The following is a 20,382-nucleotide window of genomic DNA, read 5'->3' as shown; positions in this document are numbered from 1 at the left end:
GCTGTCCGATTATTCCGTCTTGGCGGTGACGTTGAGTTTTTCGAGGATCGCTGTGGGCTCCGAAAGCACGGCGATGTCTGCGACTCCCAAGCCTGCCGAGTCTTTGGCCCGGGCATTGATGACGATGCGTCCGGGCTTGGCGATGAAGCGGGAGACGGCCTGGCTGAGGGTTTTTGCCTGTTCCGAATTGCCGATCATGGATGGGATCACCATGGCGGCGGCTGTGGCGTAGGTCCTGCGCAGCGCTTCGGGTGTGGTCTTCTGCTCTTTCGCGGTCTTGTCGAGAAAACGCTCGAACAGGCCGCCATTGTCGAGCGTGAGATCGACGGACTTCGCCTTCGCACTGATCAGGGCGACGGAGGCAATGGCCGTATCGGGGTTGAAAGCGTCCTTGCTGACATTGCCGAGGAGCCCGGTCAGGGAGAGGCGGCCCATGTTCTGACCCTGAAGCGAGATCTCCTGAATCGCTAATTCCTGAGTTGCCTCGTTCCAATTCGTCGCGACGAGCAGGGACAGGTCGATGGTCCGGTAGCCGAGATCCGTCAGGTTCTGAATGCCCTCGTCCTTGCTGTTTTCCGGCAAAGCCATGGCGAAGTTCTTCATCCCGATCCGGATATTGGTCGGGACCGCGTTCACGGGCTTGTCGGCTGTGATCTCGAACTCCTTGAGGCCCGCCTTGATGCGCTCGGGCTTCGCGTCGGGGTTCTTAGGGATGGGGGGCTTGGGGTTGGGGTTATTGGGCTTGCCGTCCTTGCTCAAAGTATCGATATCGATTCCCGTCACGCGCATCGTTCCAATCGTCGGAACGAGGCTGCGGATGACGGTTGCGTCGAGATCCTTGAGCGACTTGCCTTCGAGCGCTTTGAGACCGTCGAGCATGGGCGCGAAGGAGAAGCCGGTGAAGCTGATCGAGCCGATGCCGACGCGGCCGTCCTGATCGGTGACCTCCAAACCTTCGATGCGTGCGTCGGACGGCTGGGCGCCTGTCCCGCTGGTGTAGGCCATGCGCTTGATGCGCGATGTCATTGGAGAGGCGTGGTCCTTCGGGCGTGCCTTCAGCTCGAAATCCGTCGCCTCGACGAAGCCGATATCGAAGGCGCTGAAGAAATCGGCCACAGTGGCGACCAGCCGCTTTTCATCGTCTCCGGACAGCTTGTCCTTGTCGCTCAGCTCTGAGAACAGGGTCAGGGTTCCGGCCCATGAGTCCCTGGTGGCGCGGGCCATGAAATCCCGGCCATTCATGCGCGCGATCTTGATATCCGTATCGCCATTGCCGCTGACCACCTCGACATTGTCGATGGAGAAGGCGCCGTAGATTTTCGTCAGCGGGCCGGAGGCCGCCTCCGCTTTCGTCTCATAGAGCTGCGCGAACGCCGGGACGTCGAGATCGCTGACCGTGATCCGCCCATAGCTGAACAGGGTCCGATCCTTGCCTTCGGCGATTTCCGCCCCGGTCGCGCTGGCTGCTGCCTGCGCGATCCGGCCTTGCGCAATATCGGTGAGGGTGACGTTCTTGTAGGTAATCGTTTCGGTTTTGTTGCCGAGTTTCTGCTGCACCTTCAGGTCGGGAATCGAGATCTGCCGTGCGGTGATCCGGGCCAGGCGGCCGGCCATGGGCTCCGTCGAAGTCGAAGAGAAAAGGGCCTCGATCTCTGCCCTCGGCGTGGCGACGCCCGAGAAGTTGATCGTCTTCGCCAGGTAGGTCGCCGGGCCGAACGTCACCGCTACATTTTCAAGGCTGAACGTATCGGCGGATTGAGCGAAGGCTGCGCTCCAGAGCGGGGCCCTTATCGCGCCGATGGAAACCCTGTGGCCGGAACCCTCGACCACGAGATCGCGGAGGACCACCGGCTCGATCTGAAGGGCTGCTGCGCCTGCCACGAGCGCCAGTGCACAGACGCTCGAACGATGAAGAAAGCCCATGATATCCCCCGAAAACGCAGCCAATTCCGAACCGTCATAGCCGATCCGGGAAGGTCAGGGACGAGTATAAGGGATTAGGCGTGAATTTTCTCAGAGCGAAAATGACGTGCCACAGCCGCAGGAGGACGTGGCATGCGGATTTTCGATCTTGAAGGACTGGCCGATGAGGTCGTCCACGAAATCGATGACCGAGCCGTCCATGTACTGGACCGAGACCTGATCCAGGAGGACGGCGGCGCCGTCACGCTCGATCACGAGATCATCGTCCTGCCGGGCGGCGTCCACGTCGAAGGCGTATTGGAACCCGGAACAACCGCCCCCGTTGACGCTGATCCTCAGCATCGATCCGGTCGGCTCGGTCGCCATGATCTCGTTGATGCGGCGTGCGGCGCGCGGGGTCAGGGTAATATCGGCCATCGTGAATCCAGTTCGTGAGAAGACGTAACCTTGGACAACGTCTTAAGAGCAAGGTAAGTGCCCGCTGACAAGGCTTCAACCCGGGAAAGACGCGTGCGGCCCTTTGGCGAGAGATGGCGAGCTCCTTATGCCTGCGACCCATGGGGCAGCCGAGGACGGCTCTATCCGGAAATTTCCTCCCCCACGCGCAGCGAGTTTCAGCGCGACCGGGACCGGATCATCCATTCCGCCGCCTTCCGCCGCCTGAAGCACAAGACCCAGGTCTTCGTCTATCACGAGGGTGACCATTACCGGACGCGGCTGACCCATACCATCGAGGTCAGCCAGATCGCCCGCGCTCTCGCCCGCTCCTTCGGCCTCGACGAGGATCTGGCCGAGGCGCTCGCCCTGTCCCACGACCTCGGCCACACGCCGTTCGGCCACACGGGCGAGGACGTGCTGGACGAGTGCATGGCGGATTTCGGCGGCTTCGACCACAACGCTCAGGCCCTCAGGGTCGTCACCCGCCTGGAGCGCCGCTACGCGGCCTATGATGGCCTGAACCTCGCCTGGGAGACCCTGGAAGGGCTCGTCAAACACAACGGCCCGCTTCTCGATGCCGAAAGCAGGCCGACCCTTCGCTACGTCGCGCGCGGGGTTCCACTGGCGATTCTCGAGTACAACGCCATTCAGGACCTCGAATTGGCGACCCATGCCGGCGGCGAGGCCCAGGCCGCGGCGATCGCCGACGACATCGCCTACGATTCCCACGATATCGACGACGGCCTGCGGGCCGGGCTGTTCAAGATCGACGAATTGCGCGAGGTGCCGTTTCTCGACGAGCTTTTACGGGAGATCGACGGGCGTTATCCCAATCTCGAACTCTCCCGCCGTATCCACGAGCTGACTCGCCGGGTCATCACCCGTTTCGTCGAGGATGTGGTGCGGGAAGGCGAGCGCAGGCTTAGCCTTCTGGAGCCGAAGAATGCCGACGACATCCGTCATGCCGGCGAGCCCGTCATCTGCTTTTCTCCAGCGCTGAAGGAGGCTGATGCCTCCCTCAAGCGCTTCCTCTATGCCCACATGTACCGTCATCCCTCGGTGATGAGCGTTCGCCGCAAGGCCGACGACATTCTGCGGGATCTCTTCAGGCGGTTCAAAGCCGAACCGGAGACCATGCCGGATGAGTGGCGGGCTGACCTTTCCAGGGATGACGAGACCCGTCTGGCCCGTCGTGTGGCGGATTATATCGCGGGCATGACCGACGGTTATGCCATCCTCGAACACCGACGCCTGTTTGACGTAACCCCCGACTTGCGCTAGCGCATCGTGCGGAAAAGTGGACCCGGTTTTCCGCATACTACGATGCGCCGCTTAAGGAAATGAGCATCGGATTGATCCCAAAAGTGGAGTCCACTTTTGGGTCCGAGGCTCTGGGCGCGCCAAAGCTTTTAAGGGCCGGTTGCCCTATCGAGACAAAGTACCATGAACATCTTCGGACTGTTTGAGAAACGAGTGGCGGATGCGCTTGGCCGTCTGGCCGAGGAAGGCAAGATCCCCTCCGGGCTCGATTCCAGCCGCGTCGTCGTCGAGCCGCCACGGGACTCGTCCCATGGCGATCTCGCCACCAACGCCGCCATGGTGCTGGCGAAGGAAGCGCGAATGAACCCGCGCGCCCTGGCGGATCTCCTCGTCACCGACCTTAAGGAAGACCCGCGCGTGGCCAAGGTCGATGTGGCCGGGCCCGGCTTCATCAATCTCAAGCTGGCTCCCCCGGTGCTGCATGAGGTCCTGCGCGCCGCCGTCGTCGACAGCGTGGGCTTCGGCCGGAGCGGGCAGGGGGCAGGCACGCCTGTGAACGTGGAATATGTCTCGGCCAACCCGACCGGGCCGATGCATGTGGGCCACGGCCGCGGCGCCGTGTTCGGCGATGCCCTGTCCGCGCTTCTGGACTTCGCGGGCTACAAGGTGACGCGCGAATACTACATCAATGATGCGGGCGCGCAGGTGGATGTCGTCGCCCGCTCCGTCTTCCTCCGCTACAGGGAGGCGCTCGGCCAGGATATCGGCGCGATCCCGGAAGGGCTTTATCCGGGCGACTACCTCAAACCGGTCGGCGAGCGTCTTGCGCACGACTATGGCGCGAGCCTGCTCGACAGGTCGGAAGCCGAATGGCTGCCGATGGTGCGCGAGATCTCTATCAATGCCATGATGGATATGATCCGGGCCGATCTCGCGGCCCTCAACATCCACCACGACGTGTTCTTCTCGGAGCGCTCCCTGCAGGAGGGGGGTGGTGGCGAGGTGGCCAAGACCATTGCCGAACTGCAGGCCAGGGGCCTCGTCTATATGGGCCGCCTGCCGCCGCCGAAGGGGCAGAAGGACGAGGATTGGGAAGACCGTGAGCAGCTGCTGTTCCGCGCCACCGAGTTCGGGGACGAGGTCGATCGTCCGCTTTTGAAATCGGATGGCTCCTTCACCTATTTCGCCTCCGACATCGCCTATCACCGTTCCAAGTTCGAGCGCGGCTTCGCCTCCATGATCGACGTCTGGGGTGCGGACCACGGGGGCTATGTGAAGCGCATGCAGGCGGCGGTGAAGGCCGTCACCGGCGGCAAGGGCGATCTCGACGTGAAGCTCTGCCAGCTCGTGCGGCTGCTTCGCGGCGGCGAGCCGGTGAAAATGTCCAAGCGGGCCGGGGACTTCGTGACGCTTCGCGATGTGGTGGATGAGGTCGGGCGCGACGCAGTTCGCTTCATGATGCTGTTCCGCAAGAACGACGCTACCCTCGATTTCGACTTGGCCAAGGTCGTCGAGCAGTCCAAGGACAACCCCGTCTTCTACGTCCAGTATGCCCATGCACGCTGCGCCTCGGTTCTCCGTCAGGCGACCGAGGCTTTCCCAGGGGCGGACTTTTTGCCGCAGCAACTCGAAAAGGCGAATCTGTCCCAGCTTCAAGACGAAGCGGAAATGGATGTGATTCACCGAATTGCGCAGTTTCCGCGCATGGTTGAGGCTGCGGCCGAGGCTCATGAGCCGCATCGCGTGGCTTTTTACCTTTATGACCTTGCCAGCGCCTTCCATAGTTTGTGGAATAAGGGCAAAGACTTGCCGCAATTACGCTTTGTTAATCAAACTGATGAAGATTTAACAAAAGCAAGACTCGCTCTCGTGTATGCCCTGAAGGGCGTATTGGCAGCGGGACTTGCGATCCTGGGCGTTACGGCTCCCGACGAAATGCGCTGAAGTTTTGAGGCGGAGAAACCGTTTCTGAACACTTGTGCCGGGTTCTCTAACGTCGTGCCGATGTGGGCGATGGGCGTCCGCATCGGGTTACCCGGAGGTCCCGCGCGATGAGCGAATCAATGAAGCCCCGTTTTGCGGTTGATCTGAACGAGATCGAGCGTCAAATCGCCCAGGCGCAGGGAAACCCTGCACAATCTGCCTCGACCGGGCGGAACGATCCCCTTGCGGAATTGGCCCGGATCGTGGGCCAGGACGATCCTTTCCAGTCCCTCCTGACGAGCGAGGCGCCCCGGCGCTCGGGCGGTGCCCAGCCCGCCAATCTCGATGATCTGTTCGCCGTTCGGGCCGATGCGGCCGCCCCTTCCCGGGTATCGCAGGCCCATAATCAGTCCGGCCAGCTAGACGTGCCCGCCTACGACCCCAGGCAATATGCCAGGTCGGAGGTGAGGGGCGACGAACAGGCTTATGCCTATGAGACGCAGAACCCCGCCTCTTACGACAGCGGCGCCTATGGTCAGGATTATTACGACGAGCAGAGCGGCCACCATGCCGCCACCGGCTACGACCATGCCGATCACGACGGCTATCAGGTTCTGGAAAAGCCCCGTTCGCGCAAAGGCTTCATCGCTATCGGCGCTGTTCTGGGCGCGGCGATCATCGGCGCTGGCGGAGCCTTCTTCCTGGGCGGCACGTCTTCCGCCGTCACGGGTGGAGAGCCCCCTCTGATCAAGGCAACCAACGAGCCGATCAAGGTGCAGCCGCAAAATCCCGGCGGCGTCGAAATCCCCAATCAGAACAAGCAGATCTACGAGCGCACCAACCAGAACGCCGAGACCAAGGTCGTTACCCGGACCGAGCAGCCGGTCGACGTCAAGCAGGTGGCGCGGATGAATGCCGCCTCCGATGCGACAGGCGCGACGGCCAATCCGCAACAGCCCGCGAACGGTCTCAATCTCGGCGAGCCGCGGAAAGTGCGCACGGTAACGATTCGTCCCGATGGATCCATGGGCCAGGCCGATGGCGGCAATGCCCGTCCCGCGGCGCCCGCCGCCCCTCCGACCATGACCATGCCCACTGCCACCCAGCCCCCGGCTGCGCCGGCGCAGCCGAAGCCGGTCGCAGCCACGCCTGCGGCTCCTGCGCCTAAGCCGGCCCCGGTGGCTGAAGCCCCCGGCGACGCTTCGCCGCAACCAAAGCCCCAGCGCGTTGCTTCCGCACAACCTACGGCGATCGCGCCTGCAGCTGCGGCTCCGGCCGATACGGCCTCGATCGGTGGTTTCTCGGTCCAACTCGGTCTGGCCAATTCCGAAAGCGCCGCGCAGAAGTCTCTCGCGCAGCTCCAGCGGAAATATTCGGATCTCGATGGGCAGTCAGCCTTGATCCGCAAGGCCGAAGTGAACGGCAACACCATCTATCGCGTCCGGGTCGGACCCATGTCGCAGAGCGAGGCTTCCACCCTCTGCTCCAAGCTGCAAGGGCAGGGCGGACAGTGCTTCGTCGCCAAGAACTGAGCTGACCGGCACGATCGCCCAGCATTCTTGCACCCAGCATTCTTGGCGGATTTTCTTGACCCTGCATGGCAGGGGACGTAAGGCGCGGGCATGATCACCCGCGCCTTTATTGCTGGCTGTTCCGGCACCGAACTCACTCCCGACGAAGCAGCCTTCTTCAAGGATGCGGCACCCTGGGGATTCATCCTCTTCAAGCGCAACGTGGATAACCCCGGGCAGGTCAGGGCGCTCTGCGACGCGCTGCGGGAGACGGTCGGTCGCGCGGATGCGCCGATCCTGATCGATCAGGAGGGTGGGCGCGTGCAGCGCCTGGGGCCTCCCCATTGGTCGAAATATCCCGCCGGCGGCACCTATGGCCGCCTTCATGCCAACGATCCCCTGGTTCGGCGCGAGGTCACGCGCCTCGGCGCCCGGCTGATCGCGCATGATCTGCGCGCGGTGGGCATTACCGTGGATTGCCTGCCCGTCCTCGACGTGCCCATGCCCGGGGCTCACGACGTGATCGGCGACCGGGCCTATGGCCGGACCCCGGAGCAGGTGGCTGTCCTCGGGCGTGCCGCAGCCGAAGGCCTGTTGGCCGGCGGCGTCCTGCCCGTCGTCAAGCACATGCCGGGCCATGGCCGCGCGGGCGCGGACAGTCATCTTGCGCTTCCTGTCGTCGATGCCTCCCGCGAGGAGCTGGAACGACACGATTTCGCGCCTTTCCGCACGCTCACCGACATGCCCCTCGCGATGACCGCCCACGTGGTCTACACCGCCCTGGATCCCGACAATCCTGCAACGACATCCTCGACAGTCATGTCGGAGATCATCCGCGGTCATCTCGGCTACGACGGCCTCGTCATGACCGACGATTTGTCCATGCATGCCCTGTCCGGCTCTTTCCGCGACAGAACGGAGGCCGCCTTTGCCGCAGGATGCGACATGGCGCTTCACTGCAACGGCAGGATGGAGGAAATGACGGCCGTGGCCGAAGGAGCGCCTGTGCTGGAAGGGGAAGCCCTGCGCCGGGCCGAGGCGGCACTCCAGCGCATCCGCCACGAGGTGGAGCCTTTCGATCCTGTGGATGCCCGCGCAAGACTTGACGCCGCCCTTGCGATGGTTGCCTAAGCAGCCGAAGCTCAGAACCGGTTGAGTTGAGTATCGTTCATGGCACAGCCTTTACCCTTCGAGGACGTCGCCCCCGTCGAGCGGGCCGAGAGCGAGCCTGCGCTCCTCGTCGACGTGGACGGTTTCGAAGGACCGCTCGATCTCCTGCTCGAGCTCGCCCGGCGGCAGAAGGTCGATCTCCACAAGATTTCGATCCTGGCGCTGGCCGAGCAATACATCGTCTTCATCGAGGAGGCGCGCCGCATGCGCCTGGAGCTTGCGGCGGATTATCTCGTCATGGCGGCGTGGCTCGCCTATCTCAAATCACGCCTGCTGCTGCCGGAGCCGCCCAAGGGCGAAGGGCCGAGCGCGGAGGAACTGGCGACGGCTCTTGCCCTGCGCCTGCGTCGCCTGGAAGCCATCCGCGAGGCTGCCAAGAAACTGGGCGAGCGCGATTGGCTCGGCCGGGACGTTTTCGCCCGCGGCGCGCCGGAACCGGTGGTGATCCGTAAAGATTCCCGTTATGAAGCGACCCTCTACGACCTTCTCAAGGCCTATGCGCGCCAGCGCCAGATCCAGTTCAATGCCCGGGTTTCCCTGCATAAGCGGAACGTCTGGTCGCTCATCGATGCGCGCGAGGCGCTGGAGCGGCTTGTCGGTCATCTGAGCGACTGGACGACCCTCGATTCCTATCTGGTGGAGTATATGGTCGAACCGTCCATGCGCCCGACCGTGCTGGCTTCCGCCCTTTCCGCCACCCTTGAAATGGTGCGGGAGGGCAAACTCACCGTCCGGCAGGACGAAGCCTTCGCCCCGGTCTGGGTCAAGCCGGTGACGGGTCCGGCCGAGGCAGGAGCCTGAAATGGAAACGACAGACGAAACGGTGGAAGTTCCGGCTTCTGATACCCCTCAGGTTCCCGATCACGGCGAGGCCATGCGCATCGCCGAGGCGCTGCTCTTCGCCTCCGCCGAGCCTTTGAGCGTGGACGATCTTACGGGACGTCTGCCCGAGGGCGCCGATGTCGGAGCGATCCTTGAGGATCTGATGGCCCTCTATGCGGGGCGCGGGGTCAATCTCGTCCGGATCGCGGGACGGTTCGCTTTCCGCACGGCCAGCGACCTGTCCTTCGTGCTCGCCCGCGATGTCGTGGAGCAGCGCAAGCTCTCCCGCGCCGCCATGGAGACCCTGGCGATCGTTGCCTATCACCAGCCGGTGACGCGGGCCGAGATCGAGGAAATCCGTGGCGTCGCCACCTCGAAGGGCACCCTCGACACCCTGCTCGAAACGGGCTGGATCCGCCTGCGGGGCCGCCGCAAGGCGCCTGGGCGGCCCGTTACCTACGGTACCACGCCGCATTTCCTTGAGCATTTCGGCCTCGACGCCATCGAGGATCTGCCCGGCCTCGAAGAGCTGAAAGGGGCGGGTTTCATGGAGGGGCGGGTTCCGTCCGATCTCTCCGTGCCGGTGCCCTCCGACGACAATGCCCTGCGTGAGGACGAGGACCCGCTCAATCAGGACGACCTCTTCCACCCGCTCGAACTCGACGAGGGCGAGACAGGCGCGGAATGACGGCAAAGCCAATGCAAGTCAGGGATCGCTTCCGTCTGCCTCTCTGGGGGCAGCGCGGGACGGCAGGCGCGTCGATTCCCGCCCAGCTGACTTTCGACAATATTGTCCAGACCTACGGCGACCTGCGCGTTCTCGATCGGGTATCGCTGACGGTGGAGCCGGGCGAACTGGTCTGCCTTCTCGGTCATTCCGGCTGCGGCAAGACGACCCTGCTGCGCATCGCGGCGGGGGTCGAAACGCCCACGTCTGGCCGCGTGCTGATGGACGGGATCGAGGTCAGCGGGCCGAACGCCTATGTCGAGCCGGAGCGGCGCGGCATCGGCCTGATGTTCCAGGATTATGCCCTGTTCCCGCATATGACGGTGCTGCAGAACGTCATGTTCGGCCTGAAGGACCTGACGGCGCCAGAGGCCGGGGTTGCTGCCCGCCGGGCTCTGTCCCGGGTCGGGCTCGAGCATTACGCCGACGAATTCCCGCATACCCTTTCCGGCGGCGAGCAGCAGCGGGTGGCGCTTGCGCGATCCATCGCGCCTCGGCCCGGCGTTCTTCTCATGGACGAGCCCTTCTCCAATCTCGACCGGCGCATGCGCGATGCGATCCGCGATGAAACCGTTGCGATCCTTCGGGAAACGGGCGCGACCACCATCGTCGTAACTCACGATCCGGAGGAGGCGATGCGCATTGCCGACCGAATCGTCCTGATGCGTTCGGGCGCGGTGATCCAAGAGGGAACCTCAGAGGAAATCTACAAGCATCCCGTCAACCTGTTCGCGGCGCGCTTCTTCTGCGATTTCAACGAGGTCAAGGGTGTGGTGCGAAACGGTCAGGTTTCCTGTCCCGTCGGGGTGTTTCCGGCCCCGCATCTGCCCGATGGCGCCGCCGTGGTCTGCGTGCGGCCCCAGGGGCTGCGATTGAAGCCTCCCGGCTTCTGCCTGCCGGGCCGGGTGGTGTCGCGCCGCTTCCTCGGGGAGGTCGACATGATTCATGTGGGCGTCCAAGGCGTCGACAGGCCCCTTCAGGCCCGCATTCATGATCCGGTCGCGGTGAAGGAAGGGCAAGATGTGGGAATCGATATCGATCCGAAGGATGTCCTTGTTTTCGCCGCGTCGGATCCCTAGGTTGGCGGCAAGTTTAAGTTCATAAGGCCGCGCCCGACGAGGCGCAGGAGGATTGCCATGGGTGGCGCGAGTATCTGGCATTGGATCGTGGTGGGTCTGATTGTCGTCCTGTTGTTCGGACGCGGCAAGATTTCGGACATGATGGGCGATGTCGCGAAGGGCATCAAAGCCTTCAAGAAGGGCATGGCGGAAGAGGACGCTCCGGCGAAGCCGTCCGAGCCGTCCGAACCTGTCCGGACCATTGATCATCAGTCCCCGAACCCGTCGTCGACGACGACGGCGACGACGTCGAACCACAAGATCGGCTGATCGTTTAAAGCCGCGCCATGGGCTTCGGCCCCATGGGTTTCGTAGCGTAGGGGCAAGGTCAGGGCCGCGCCATGTTTGACATGAGCTGGGGTGAAGTGATGGTGATCGGCGCCGTTGCGTTGATCGTCATCGGCCCGAAGGATCTACCGAAGGCGCTGCGAACCGTTGGGCAGGTCACCGGCAAGCTTCGTCGCATGGCGGCGGAGTTTCAGGGCCAGTTCAACGAGGCCATGCGGGAGGCCGAGCTCGACGATGCCAAGCGTCAGCTCCAGGGTCTTAACGATTCCGTGACGTCGATGAACCAGGGCTTCAACCCGATGCAGACGATCCGGGACGAGTTGAAGGGCGCCATCGAGGCACCGGCCACCGCTCACGAGAAGACAGCCACCGAGACTGCCTCCGAGGCTGCCGCCCAGGCCCGCGGGGAGGCCAGTCCCCCGGCTCCTGTCGAGCCATCCATCGCCCTGCCGATTCCATCCGTGCCGCCGATCGTCGATCCGGCGGAATCCATTGCGGCCGCCCTGAAGCAGGAGGCCGTGGCCAAGGAAGCGGCCGCGCCACCGGCCAACCCGGCACCCTCCACAGAAAAACCGGACGCGAAGCCCGAATGACGACTGTCGAAGAGGATGAGGTCGAGGCGTCGCGCGCGCCTCTGATTGAGCATCTCACCGAGTTGCGCTCCCGCCTGATCAAGGCGCTGCTTGCTTTCGTGGTGATGTTCTTCATCTGCTTCACCGGAGCGAAGTACATCTACAACGCTCTGGTCTGGCCGTATGTCATTGCCGTCGGCTCCCCGGAGAAGGCGCATCTCGTCTACACCCACGGCCTCGAATACCTGTTCACGCAGCTTCAGGTCGCGGCCTTCGGCGCGGGCTTCCTAGCCTTTCCGATCATCGCCATCCAGATCTACAAGTTCGTGGCGCCCGGCCTCTACAAGAACGAGCGCCGCGCCTTCCTGCCCTATCTCTTCGCTACGCCGATCCTCTTCGCCATCGGTGCCGCGGTCGTCTATTTCATCGCGATGCCGCTGCTCATGCGCTTCTCCGTGGGCATGCAGCAATTAGCGACGGCCTCGACCCCGAGCATCGAGTTCCTGCCTAAGGTGAGTGAGTATCTGTCGCTCATCATGACGCTGATCTTCGCCTTCGGCATCTGCTTCCAGTTGCCGGTGGTCCTGACCCTTCTGGCGCGGGCAGGGATCATCGATTCGCAGTTCCTGAAGGACAAGCGCCGCTACGCGATCGTGGTCGTGTTCATTCTGGCGGCCGTTCTGACGCCGCCTGATGTAATCAGCCAGTTCGCCCTTGCGGTCCCCACCTTGCTTCTTTACGAGGCGTCCATCTTCTCCGTCCGAATGGCCGAGAAGAAGCGTGCGGAAGCCGAGGCCGCGCGCGCGGCAGCCGGATAGGACCGAGGTCCTTTACTGCTGGCCGCTAACCTTGGCATCCTGAAGGGGGCGGTCATGTTGCGACAACGGGGCCGCGTCTTGAAGCACGGTCGGTTCCCATGCATGACATTCGTTCCATCCGCGACAATCCCGCGGCTTTCGACAAAGGCCTCCTGAACCGGGGCATGGAGCCCCTGTCCGCGCAACTGATCGCGCTCGACGATCGCCGCAAGAGCGCCGTCTCCGCCCTCCAGGCCGCTCTCGAACGCCGCAACGCGCTGTCGAAGGAAATCGGCCAGGCCAAGGCCAAGAAGGACGAGGCCCGCGCCCAGGAACTGATGGCCGAAGTCGCACGTCTCAAGGAGAGCGTGCCGCAGCTCGAGCAGGAGGAGCGGGACGCCGAGAAGGAGCTTCACGACAGGCTCGCCGCCATCCCGAACACCCCGAAGGACGGGGTGCCTGTCGGGATCGACGAAAGCGGAAATGTGGAGCGTCATCGCTTCGGCAATCCGAAAAACCTTGCCGCCGCCAAGCAGCATTTCGAGATCGGCGAAGATCTCGGGCTGATGGATTTCGAGACGGCTGCGAAGCTTTCCGGCTCGCGCTTCGTCGTGTTGAAGGCAGGTCTTGCGCGCCTGGAGCGGGCGCTCGGCCAGTTCATGATCGACCTGCACACGACCGAGCACGGCTACACGGAAGTGAACCCGCCGCTGCTGGTGCGCGACGAGGCCATGTTCGGCACGGCGCAATTGCCGAAATTCGAGGACGACCAGTTCTGGGCCCTACCGGGTTCGTCGCTGGAAACGCTCGTGGCGTCGGTGTTGGAAGGACCGGTGACACGCGAGGCGCTCGAGAAGGCGATCAGGGAAGCCCGCTACGGCCTCATCCCGACAGCGGAAGTGACGCTCACCAATCTGGTGCGCGAGCAGATCCTCGCGGAAGAAGAGCTTCCGCTGCGCTTCACCGCGCTCACCCCGAGTTTCCGCGCCGAGGCGGGCTCTGCCGGGCGCGATACGCGCGGCATGATCCGCCAGCATCAATTCGTGAAATGCGAACTCGTCTCGATCACCACGCCCGAGACCTCCACCGACGAGCATGAGCGCATGCTCGTAAGCGCGGAGAACGTGCTGAAGAAACTCGATCTGCCGTTCCGCACCATGACGCTCTGCACGGGCGACATGGGCTTTGCCTCCGCCAAGACCTACGACATCGAGGTCTGGCTGCCGGGGCAGGGGATGTATCGCGAGATTTCAAGCTGCTCGGTCTGCACCGATTTCCAGGCGCGCCGCATGAACGCCCGCTATCGTCCCGCCGACGGCAAGGGGCCGCGCTTCGTGCACACCCTCAACGGCTCGGGACTCGCGGTGGGCCGCACCCTCGTCGCGGTGCTGGAGAATTACCAGAACGAGGATGGCAGCGTCACGATCCCGACGGCGCTTCAGCCTTACATGGGCGGGCTCTCCCGGCTCGAGCGGCAGGCCTGACATGCGCATTCTCTGCACGAACGACGACGGCATTCACGCTCCAGGACTGGCGACCCTGGAGACCATCGCGCGTGCCCTGTCCGACGATGTCTGGGTCGTGGCGCCGGAAACGGACCAGAGCGGCGTCGCTCATTCCCTGTCCCTCAACGATCCTCTGCGTCTGCGCGAAATCTCGGACCGGCATTTTGCCGTAAAAGGCACCCCAACCGATTGCGTGATCATGGGCATCCGCCACCTCATGCGCGATCAGAAGCCGGATCTCGTCCTGTCCGGCGTCAATCGGGGCCAGAACGTCGCCGAGGATGTGAGCTATTCCGGCACGGTCGCGGGGGCGATCGAGGGCACGCTTCTCGGCGTCCCCTCCATCGCGCTCTCGCAGGCTTATGGCGCAGGCCGGCGCAATGCCCTCAAATGGCATTGCGCCGAGCATCATGGCCCAAAAGTCATTCGCAGGGTCCTGGAGACCGGCATCGACCAGGGCATCCTCGTCAATGTGAATTTCCCGGATTGCGAGCCGGACGAGGTCGAGGGTGCCGCCATCGTCAACCAAGGGCAGCGGACGAAGGAACTCCTGCGCCTCGACGAGCGCGAGGACGGGCGCGGCAATCCCTATTACTGGATCGCCTTCGAGCGCCGCCCGTTCACGCCTGCCAACGGCACGGACCTCTGGGCGATTGCCAATCGCCGCATCGCGATTACGCCGCTGCGCCTCGACATGACCGATGAGCCGACCCTGACGCGCTACGCCCAGGCCTTCGAATGAGGATGATGCGGAAGCGATGAAGGAGCCATCTCCTCGACCGGACCAGATTGATCTGCCCCTCTACGGGCAAGCAGATCATCGCGCCGAGCATGAGGCAGTGGGCGTCGCTTCCTTCATTCTGTCCCTGCGCGCACGCGGCATCCGCGATACGGCGCTGCTGCGCGCGATGGAGCTCGTGCCCCGGGAGGTCTTCGCGCCGCGCCGCTTCAGCGATCTCTCGCGCACCGATGTCGCCCTGCCGCTTCCCTGTGGCCAATCCATGACGGGCCCCGGTACGGTGGCCACGATGCTGCTTGCGCTCGGCGTCGCTCCCGGACAGCACATTCTTGAGGTGGGCACCGGCACAGGCTATGTCACGGCGCTTCTTGCCCGGCTCGGTGCCGAGGTCGTTACCATCGAGCGCTTCAATACGCTGGCGGAAAGTGCGAAGCAGCACCTCAAGATCGTCGATGCGGGCAAGATCCGCATCGAGATCGGCGACGGGCTCGGCGTACGCCCGCGCGAGCGGTTCGACCGCATTCTGCTCAATGGGGCAGGGGCGGTGATCCCAGGCGCCGTCACGTCGCTGCTCGGTCCAGGCGGACGCCTTGTCGGCGCGCTGACCGTCGATGGGTTGCCGCGCCTCGTGCGCATCGACCGGTCGGACGATGGCGAGTTGAGGCAGGAGATCGGCGCGACCTTGCGCCTGTCGCCGCTGGTGACGGGCGTCGCGGAAACGCTCTGACGAATCCGGCAAAATTTTTCGATCAAGGTTACGACAAAATTCACGTCGGAAACGGTTGCTTAACCTCAATAGGGTTTTAATGCCCCCATCGAGTTGCGTCCGGTTGGGGTTGAATTATGCGGCAGCGTAAGTGTTCTGGGCATTGGATCGCGGTATCGCGGATCGCTCTGGTGAGCTTGATCGGCAGCGCTGCGGCAGCCTGTAGTTCGGACACGATGCGGTTCGCGGAAAGCCCGTTCTCCAATCCCTTCTCGTCGAGCGAGAGGTTCGAGACGAGTTCCGCGCCCGCCGCATCGCCGGCTCAGCCCCAGTCCATGGCCGCCATGCCCACCGGCCCGGTTCAGGCACAGGCGCTGCCCCCCGTTCAATCACAGCCCCTGTCTCAGCCCTCACGCGTCGCCTCGGCGCCGATGCCCATCGCGTCCGGCAACTCGGGAGGTTGGTCGGCCGCGGGCGGAACGCAGATCACGGTCGGCGGCAACGACAACCTGAATATGATTTCGCAGCGCTATGGCGTGCCGGCGAATGCCATCCTGGCGGCGAGTGGCCTTTCCAGCCCGAGCCAGGTCACGCCCGGCCAGCGTCTCGTCATCCCGGTCTATAGTGCTTCGTCCCGAACCCAGGTTGCCGCGGCGCCTGCTCCAGCTGCGCAGGCTCCTGCCGCACAGCCCAAGTTCCGTCTCGTCGAAAATTCCAAGGCTGCCGCCGCTCCCGTGGTGCCGGTGGAAGCCCCGAAGCATGTCCGTCCCGGAATGGCGACGGCGAAGGCCGAGCCGGCTGCGCCTGTGAAGGTCGCTTCGGCAACTGCCGAGCCGCTGGTCTCCGCGCCCAGGCCCGTGGAGCCGCAGAAGGTGGCCTCCATCGCCGAGCCTCAGCCGGTGAAGCCCGTGGCGGCGCCGCAGCCGGTCGCCGCAGCGCCCGTGCCGCAGCAGGCCGCCAAGAAAGAGCCGGCACGTGAGCCCGAAGAGACAGCCAGCGTCGCCGCCGATCCGGCAGGCGACTTCCGTTGGCCCGCCCGTGGCCGCGTCATTGCCGGCTTCGGCGCCAATGGCGGCAACGAGGGCATCAATATCGCCGTTCCGGAAGGGACGCCCGTGAAGGCCGCCGAGGCCGGAACCGTCACCTATGCCGGCAGCGAGGTGAAGGGCTACGGCAATCTGGTCCTGATCCGTCATGAGAACGGCTTCGTCTCGGCCTATGCCCATAACGGCTCGCTCAATGTGAAGCGTGGCGAGCAGGTGAAACGCGGGCAGGTGATCGCCACATCCGGTCAGACCGGCAACGTGACCTCGCCGCAGCTTCACTTCGAGATCCGCAAGGGCGCGACGCCGGTCGACCCGATCAAGCATCTCGGCGGCTGACGACAGCCGTATCCCTATAGAGACCCGTTTACGATCAGCCTTCTCTTCTTGAAGCTGATTGCGTGAGGGGACGGCGGAGCTCAGCCGCCGTCCCTTTGCTTTTGCCGACGCCGCCATCTTTCCGGAGAGGCGCGACCTGCTCTCCTCCCCATGGATCTCGGGTGTTCCCGAGATCCGCTTCATCTGGCGCAAGTCGGGAACACCCGACTTGCGATGGGGAGGAGCTGGAGGTGGGGGTGGAACGACCGGGTGAAGCGGGGTGGAGTGAAGGCTGTATCGGCCTTGATGCCTCTCCAACGAGACGAAGCGCTCTGACTTTGCGACCCCCACCCTTAATCCCTCCCCGCAAGGGGAGGGAAAAGCGGCGCGCTTATCTTCGTCTAGCATGCGATCCCGGATCGGCTGCGCCGTCCGGGATGACTGCCTGGGTGGCGTGTCAGATCGCCTTCCCCAGTCGTCCCGCCAGATCCTGGATATATTGCCAGGCCGTCCGCCCGGAACGCGCCCCGCGGGTCGTGGCCCATTCGAGCGCCTCGGCGCGGATGGTGTCCCGGTCGCCCTGGAGGCCGAGATGATCGACATATCCGAAGACCATGTCCAGATATTCGTCCTGGCTGCATTTGTGGAAGCCGAGCCAGAGGCCGAAGCGGTCCGACAGGGATACCTTTTCCTCGACCGCCTCGCCCGGATTGATGGCGGTGGAGCGCTCGTTGTCCATCATATCGCGCGGCAGCAGGTGGCGGCGGTTCGACGTGGCATAGAAGATCACGTTGTCGGGCCGCCCCTCAATGCCGCCCTCCAGCACCGCTTTGAGGGATTTGTAGGAGGTATCGTCGGAATCGAAGGAGAGATCGTCGCAGAAGACGACGAAGCGGTGCGGGTCGGCGCGCAGGAGCGCCATCAGCTCCGGCAGGGTCTCGATGTCCTCGCGGTGGATCTCGATCAGCTTGAGAGCGCGCGAATCGGCGGGCCGTGTGTGATTGATTTCCGCGTGAACCGCCTTGACCAGGGATGATTTACCCATGCCGCGCGCGCCCCAGAGCAGGGCGTTGTTGGCGGGGAGCCCCCTGGCGAAGCGCTGGGTATTTTCGGCAAGGGTGTCGCGGACCCGGTCGATGCCGCGCAGAAGGCTCATCGCGACCCGGTTCACCTTCGGGACAGGCGAGAGCCGCCGCCCCGCCGCCTGCCATACGAAGGCGTCCGCCGCCGTAAAATCTGCGTGAGTCCTGGCCGAAGGGGCCAGCCGGTCCAGGGCATCGGCGATGCGGTGCAGAAGTGCCAGGGATTCGGGCGAAATGAGAGGGGATGTCGGATCGGAAGGAGACTTGGACATGGCGCTTCTAGCGGGTAAAAGCCTTGCTTATCGTGGAAGCCGGGCAGCGTCCATCGACGCAACCTCTGGAAATCCCCGCAACTTCATTGATTTCGTGAAGTCGATGGTTATAGTCCGCCCCGTTCCAACCCTGCTCGGCGCGGGTAGGCCTCGACGGCCCGCCACGCGCCTTACTCATGGAGAGCCGCTTGTTCATTACGCCCGCCTTCGCGCAAGGGCTCCCCACTGGGGGAGACATGACTTCGCTGATCACGAATCTCGTCCCTTTCATCCTCATTTTCGTCATCATGTGGTTCCTCATCATCCGGCCGCAGCAGCGCCGGGTGCGCGAGCACCAGGAGATGATCAAGAACGTGCGTCGCGGCGACACGGTCGTCACCTCCGGCGGCATTATCGGCAAGGTGACGAAGGTTCTCGAGGATTCGCCCGATATCGAGGTTGAGATCGCCGATGGCGTGAAGGTGAAGGTTGCCCGGGGCAATATCTCCGAGGTTCGGACCAAGGGCGAGCCGGTCAAGGCCTGATAGACGGCCGGTCTCTTAGAAAAGGTTGAGTTGACGATGCTGCGCTTCTCGAAGTCGAAGATCATCGCCACCATGGCGGTCATCATAATCGGCCTTCTTCTCGCTGTCCCGAGCTTGATGGGCCGCGAGCATCGCGAGGCATTCCAAAACTCCCTGCCGGGATGGGTGCCGTCATGGCTGATCCCGTCCCGCGCCGTCGTGCTCGGCCTCGACCTTCAGGGCGGCTCGCACGTGTTGCTCGAGGTGGATGTTCCCGATCTTCTGCGGACGCAGTCCACCCAGCTTCGCGACGATGTCCGCCGCGTGCTGCGCGAGGCCCGCGTCTCGCCGCAGGGCGGCATCCAGCTCAACCAGCGCGGCGTGCAGATCCGCGTCCCCGACGCAGCCGAGCGCGACCGGGTCCTGCCCCGCCTGCGCGAGCTGTCCCAGCCCATCGGCAATGCCGTGCTGGGGCAGGGCGGCAACCGGGATATCGATATCACGACCACGCCCGACGGCCTGATCACGCTCGCCTATACGGATGCCGGCATCAACGAGAAGGTCCGCAGGGCCGTCGACCAGTCCATCGAGGTCATTCGCAAGCGTATCGATTTCGGCGGAACGACCGAACCGAGCATTCAGCGCCAGGGCACGGACCGCGTCCTCGTGCAGGTTCCAGGCCTGCAGGATCCGCAGCGCCTCAAGGAGCTTCTGGGCCGGACCGCGAAGCTTGAATTCCGGATGCTCGGACAGCAGGGCGCGGCCGACGTGGACATGCTCCCTATGCGTGATGCGGGCGGACAGAAGGTCCCGGTCGAGCGCCGCGTGATCGTCGAGGGCGGCGATCTGGTCGATGCGCAGCCCGCCTTCGACAGCCGCACAAACGAGCCCATCGTCAATTTCCGCTTCAACATCCGTGGAGCTCAGCGCTTCGGCCAGGCGACCACGGAGAATATCGGCCGTGCGCTCGCCATCGTCCTCGACAACGAGGTGATTTCCGCGCCGACGATCCAGTCCGCCATCACCGGAGGCTCGGGCCAGATTTCGGGCCGGTTCACGGTGCAGCAGGCCCAGGATCTCGCGGTTCTGCTCCGCGCCGGCGCGCTGCCCGCCAAGCTGACCGTCGTCGAGGAACGCACCGTCGGCCCCGGCCTCGGCCACGATTCCATCGAGGCCGGCAAGTTGGCCACCTATGTAGCGGCCGTCTTCGTCGTGATCTTCATGTTTGCGACCTATGGATTGTTCGGCCTCTTCGCCAATATCGCGCTTCTGGTCCATGTGGGCCTGATCTTCGGCCTCATGTCGGTCCTCGAGGCGACGCTGACCCTGCCGGGCATCGCGGGCATCGTGCTCACCATCGGCACGGCAGTGGACTCGAACGTGCTGATCTACGAGCGCATCCGCGAGGAAGCGCATTCGGGACGGTCGATTCCATCTGCGATCCAGGCGGGCTTCGAGCGCGCTTTCGCGACCATCGTCGATTCCAACAGCACCATGGCCATCGCGGCGGTGATCCTGTTCTTCCTCGGCTCCGGTCCCGTTCGCGGCTTCGCCGTCGTATTCATTCTGGGCATCCTGACGACGGTTATCACCGCCGTGACCCTGACGCGCATGATGATTGCGGTCTGGTATCATTGGATGCGTCCGAAAACCCTTCCGTTTTAA

The 20,382-nt window shown here is 64.0% G+C and carries 19 protein-coding genes; 16 read left to right on the top strand and 3 right to left on the bottom strand.

The annotated features are described in order from the left end of the window. Positions 1–9: 9 nt before the first annotated feature. Together AB4Y97_RS05710 and erpA are read right to left on the bottom strand one after the other, a co-directional pair. On the bottom strand, positions 10–1,923 hold the full coding sequence (locus AB4Y97_RS05710) for a hypothetical protein (RefSeq protein ID WP_441998055.1): 1,914 nt from the start codon (positions 1,921–1,923) through the stop codon (positions 10–12). Between the two features lie 90 nt (positions 1,924–2,013). Then, positions 2,014–2,340: an iron-sulfur cluster insertion protein ErpA gene (gene erpA, locus AB4Y97_RS05705; protein ID WP_441998054.1), complete on the bottom strand. Its 327-nt coding sequence runs from the start codon at positions 2,338–2,340 to the stop codon at positions 2,014–2,016. A gap of 93 nt (positions 2,341–2,433) precedes the next feature. Here erpA and AB4Y97_RS05700 point away from each other — a divergent pair, with 93 nt between their 5' ends. The 14 genes from AB4Y97_RS05700 (at position 2,434) to AB4Y97_RS05635 (ending at position 16,881) form a co-directional block, all read left to right on the top strand. Beyond that, positions 2,434–3,642 (top strand): deoxyguanosinetriphosphate triphosphohydrolase, encoded by a 1,209-nt coding sequence (locus AB4Y97_RS05700; protein ID WP_441998053.1) that lies wholly within the window; start codon positions 2,434–2,436, stop codon positions 3,640–3,642. Between the two features lie 162 nt (positions 3,643–3,804). Beyond that, entirely contained in the window at positions 3,805–5,565 is a 1,761-nt protein-coding gene (gene argS, locus AB4Y97_RS05695; protein ID WP_441998052.1) for an arginine--tRNA ligase, read from the top strand. Positions 5,566–5,684: 119 nt separating this feature from the next. Continuing rightward, positions 5,685–7,076 (top strand): SPOR domain-containing protein, encoded by a 1,392-nt coding sequence (locus AB4Y97_RS05690; RefSeq protein WP_441998051.1) that lies wholly within the window; start codon positions 5,685–5,687, stop codon positions 7,074–7,076. Positions 7,077–7,166: 90 nt separating this feature from the next. Continuing rightward, positions 7,167–8,186 (top strand): beta-N-acetylhexosaminidase, encoded by a 1,020-nt coding sequence (nagZ, locus tag AB4Y97_RS05685; protein ID WP_441998050.1) that lies wholly within the window; start codon positions 7,167–7,169, stop codon positions 8,184–8,186. Between the two features lie 39 nt (positions 8,187–8,225). Further along, on the top strand, positions 8,226–9,026 hold the full coding sequence (locus AB4Y97_RS05680; RefSeq protein ID WP_441998049.1) for a segregation and condensation protein A: 801 nt from the start codon (positions 8,226–8,228) through the stop codon (positions 9,024–9,026). 1 nt (position 9,027) lies between these two features. Next, the gene (gene scpB, locus AB4Y97_RS05675; RefSeq protein WP_441998048.1) at positions 9,028–9,735 is read left to right on the top strand and encodes an SMC-Scp complex subunit ScpB; all 708 of its coding nucleotides are present in this window, start codon (positions 9,028–9,030) and stop codon (positions 9,733–9,735) included. A gap of 11 nt (positions 9,736–9,746) precedes the next feature. Further along, a complete protein-coding gene (locus AB4Y97_RS05670; RefSeq protein WP_441998047.1) occupies positions 9,747–10,853 on the top strand; it encodes an ABC transporter ATP-binding protein in 1,107 nt (368 codons plus the stop codon). Positions 10,854–10,910: 57 nt separating this feature from the next. Then, a complete protein-coding gene (locus AB4Y97_RS05665; RefSeq protein ID WP_441998046.1) occupies positions 10,911–11,162 on the top strand; it encodes a twin-arginine translocase TatA/TatE family subunit in 252 nt (83 codons plus the stop codon). A 71-nt stretch (positions 11,163–11,233) separates the two neighbouring features. Further along, positions 11,234–11,773 (top strand): Sec-independent protein translocase protein TatB, encoded by a 540-nt coding sequence (tatB, locus tag AB4Y97_RS05660; RefSeq protein ID WP_441998045.1) that lies wholly within the window; start codon positions 11,234–11,236, stop codon positions 11,771–11,773. Beyond that, complete coding sequence (tatC, locus tag AB4Y97_RS05655) at positions 11,770–12,570, top strand: twin-arginine translocase subunit TatC (RefSeq protein ID WP_441998044.1); 801 nt, start codon at positions 11,770–11,772, stop codon at positions 12,568–12,570. Before tatB ends, tatC begins: the two co-directional genes overlap by 4 nt. A 98-nt stretch (positions 12,571–12,668) precedes the next feature. Continuing rightward, entirely contained in the window at positions 12,669–14,033 is a 1,365-nt protein-coding gene (gene serS, locus AB4Y97_RS05650; protein ID WP_441998043.1) for a serine--tRNA ligase, read from the top strand. Between the two features lies 1 nt (position 14,034). Beyond that, entirely contained in the window at positions 14,035–14,796 is a 762-nt protein-coding gene (gene surE / locus AB4Y97_RS05645) for a 5'/3'-nucleotidase SurE (RefSeq protein WP_441998041.1), read from the top strand. A 16-nt stretch (positions 14,797–14,812) separates the two neighbouring features. Further along, a complete protein-coding gene (locus AB4Y97_RS05640) occupies positions 14,813–15,520 on the top strand; it encodes a protein-L-isoaspartate O-methyltransferase family protein (RefSeq protein ID WP_441998040.1) in 708 nt (235 codons plus the stop codon). A 170-nt stretch (positions 15,521–15,690) separates the two neighbouring features. Next, positions 15,691–16,881: a peptidoglycan DD-metalloendopeptidase family protein gene (locus AB4Y97_RS05635; RefSeq protein ID WP_441998039.1), complete on the top strand. Its 1,191-nt coding sequence runs from the start codon at positions 15,691–15,693 to the stop codon at positions 16,879–16,881. Positions 16,882–17,317: 436 nt separating this feature from the next. On the opposite strand, the gene AB4Y97_RS05630 is transcribed toward AB4Y97_RS05635, so the two are convergent. Then, complete coding sequence (locus tag AB4Y97_RS05630) at positions 17,318–18,214, bottom strand: ATP-binding protein (protein WP_441998038.1); 897 nt, start codon at positions 18,212–18,214, stop codon at positions 17,318–17,320. A gap of 188 nt (positions 18,215–18,402) precedes the next feature. Between AB4Y97_RS05630 and yajC the strand changes: the two genes are divergently transcribed. Together yajC and secD are read left to right on the top strand one after the other, a co-directional pair. Then, positions 18,403–18,738: a preprotein translocase subunit YajC gene (gene yajC, locus AB4Y97_RS05625; RefSeq protein ID WP_441998037.1), complete on the top strand. Its 336-nt coding sequence runs from the start codon at positions 18,403–18,405 to the stop codon at positions 18,736–18,738. A gap of 36 nt (positions 18,739–18,774) precedes the next feature. Next, complete coding sequence (gene secD, locus AB4Y97_RS05620) at positions 18,775–20,382, top strand: protein translocase subunit SecD (RefSeq protein ID WP_441998036.1); 1,608 nt, start codon at positions 18,775–18,777, stop codon at positions 20,380–20,382.

This window comes from Microvirga sp. 2TAF3 (assembly GCF_052114965.1).
Taxonomy (GTDB): Bacteria; Pseudomonadota; Alphaproteobacteria; order Rhizobiales; family Beijerinckiaceae; genus Microvirga.
Note: the sequence above shows the minus strand (reverse complement) of the source record. Positions and strands in the feature narration are given on the sequence as shown.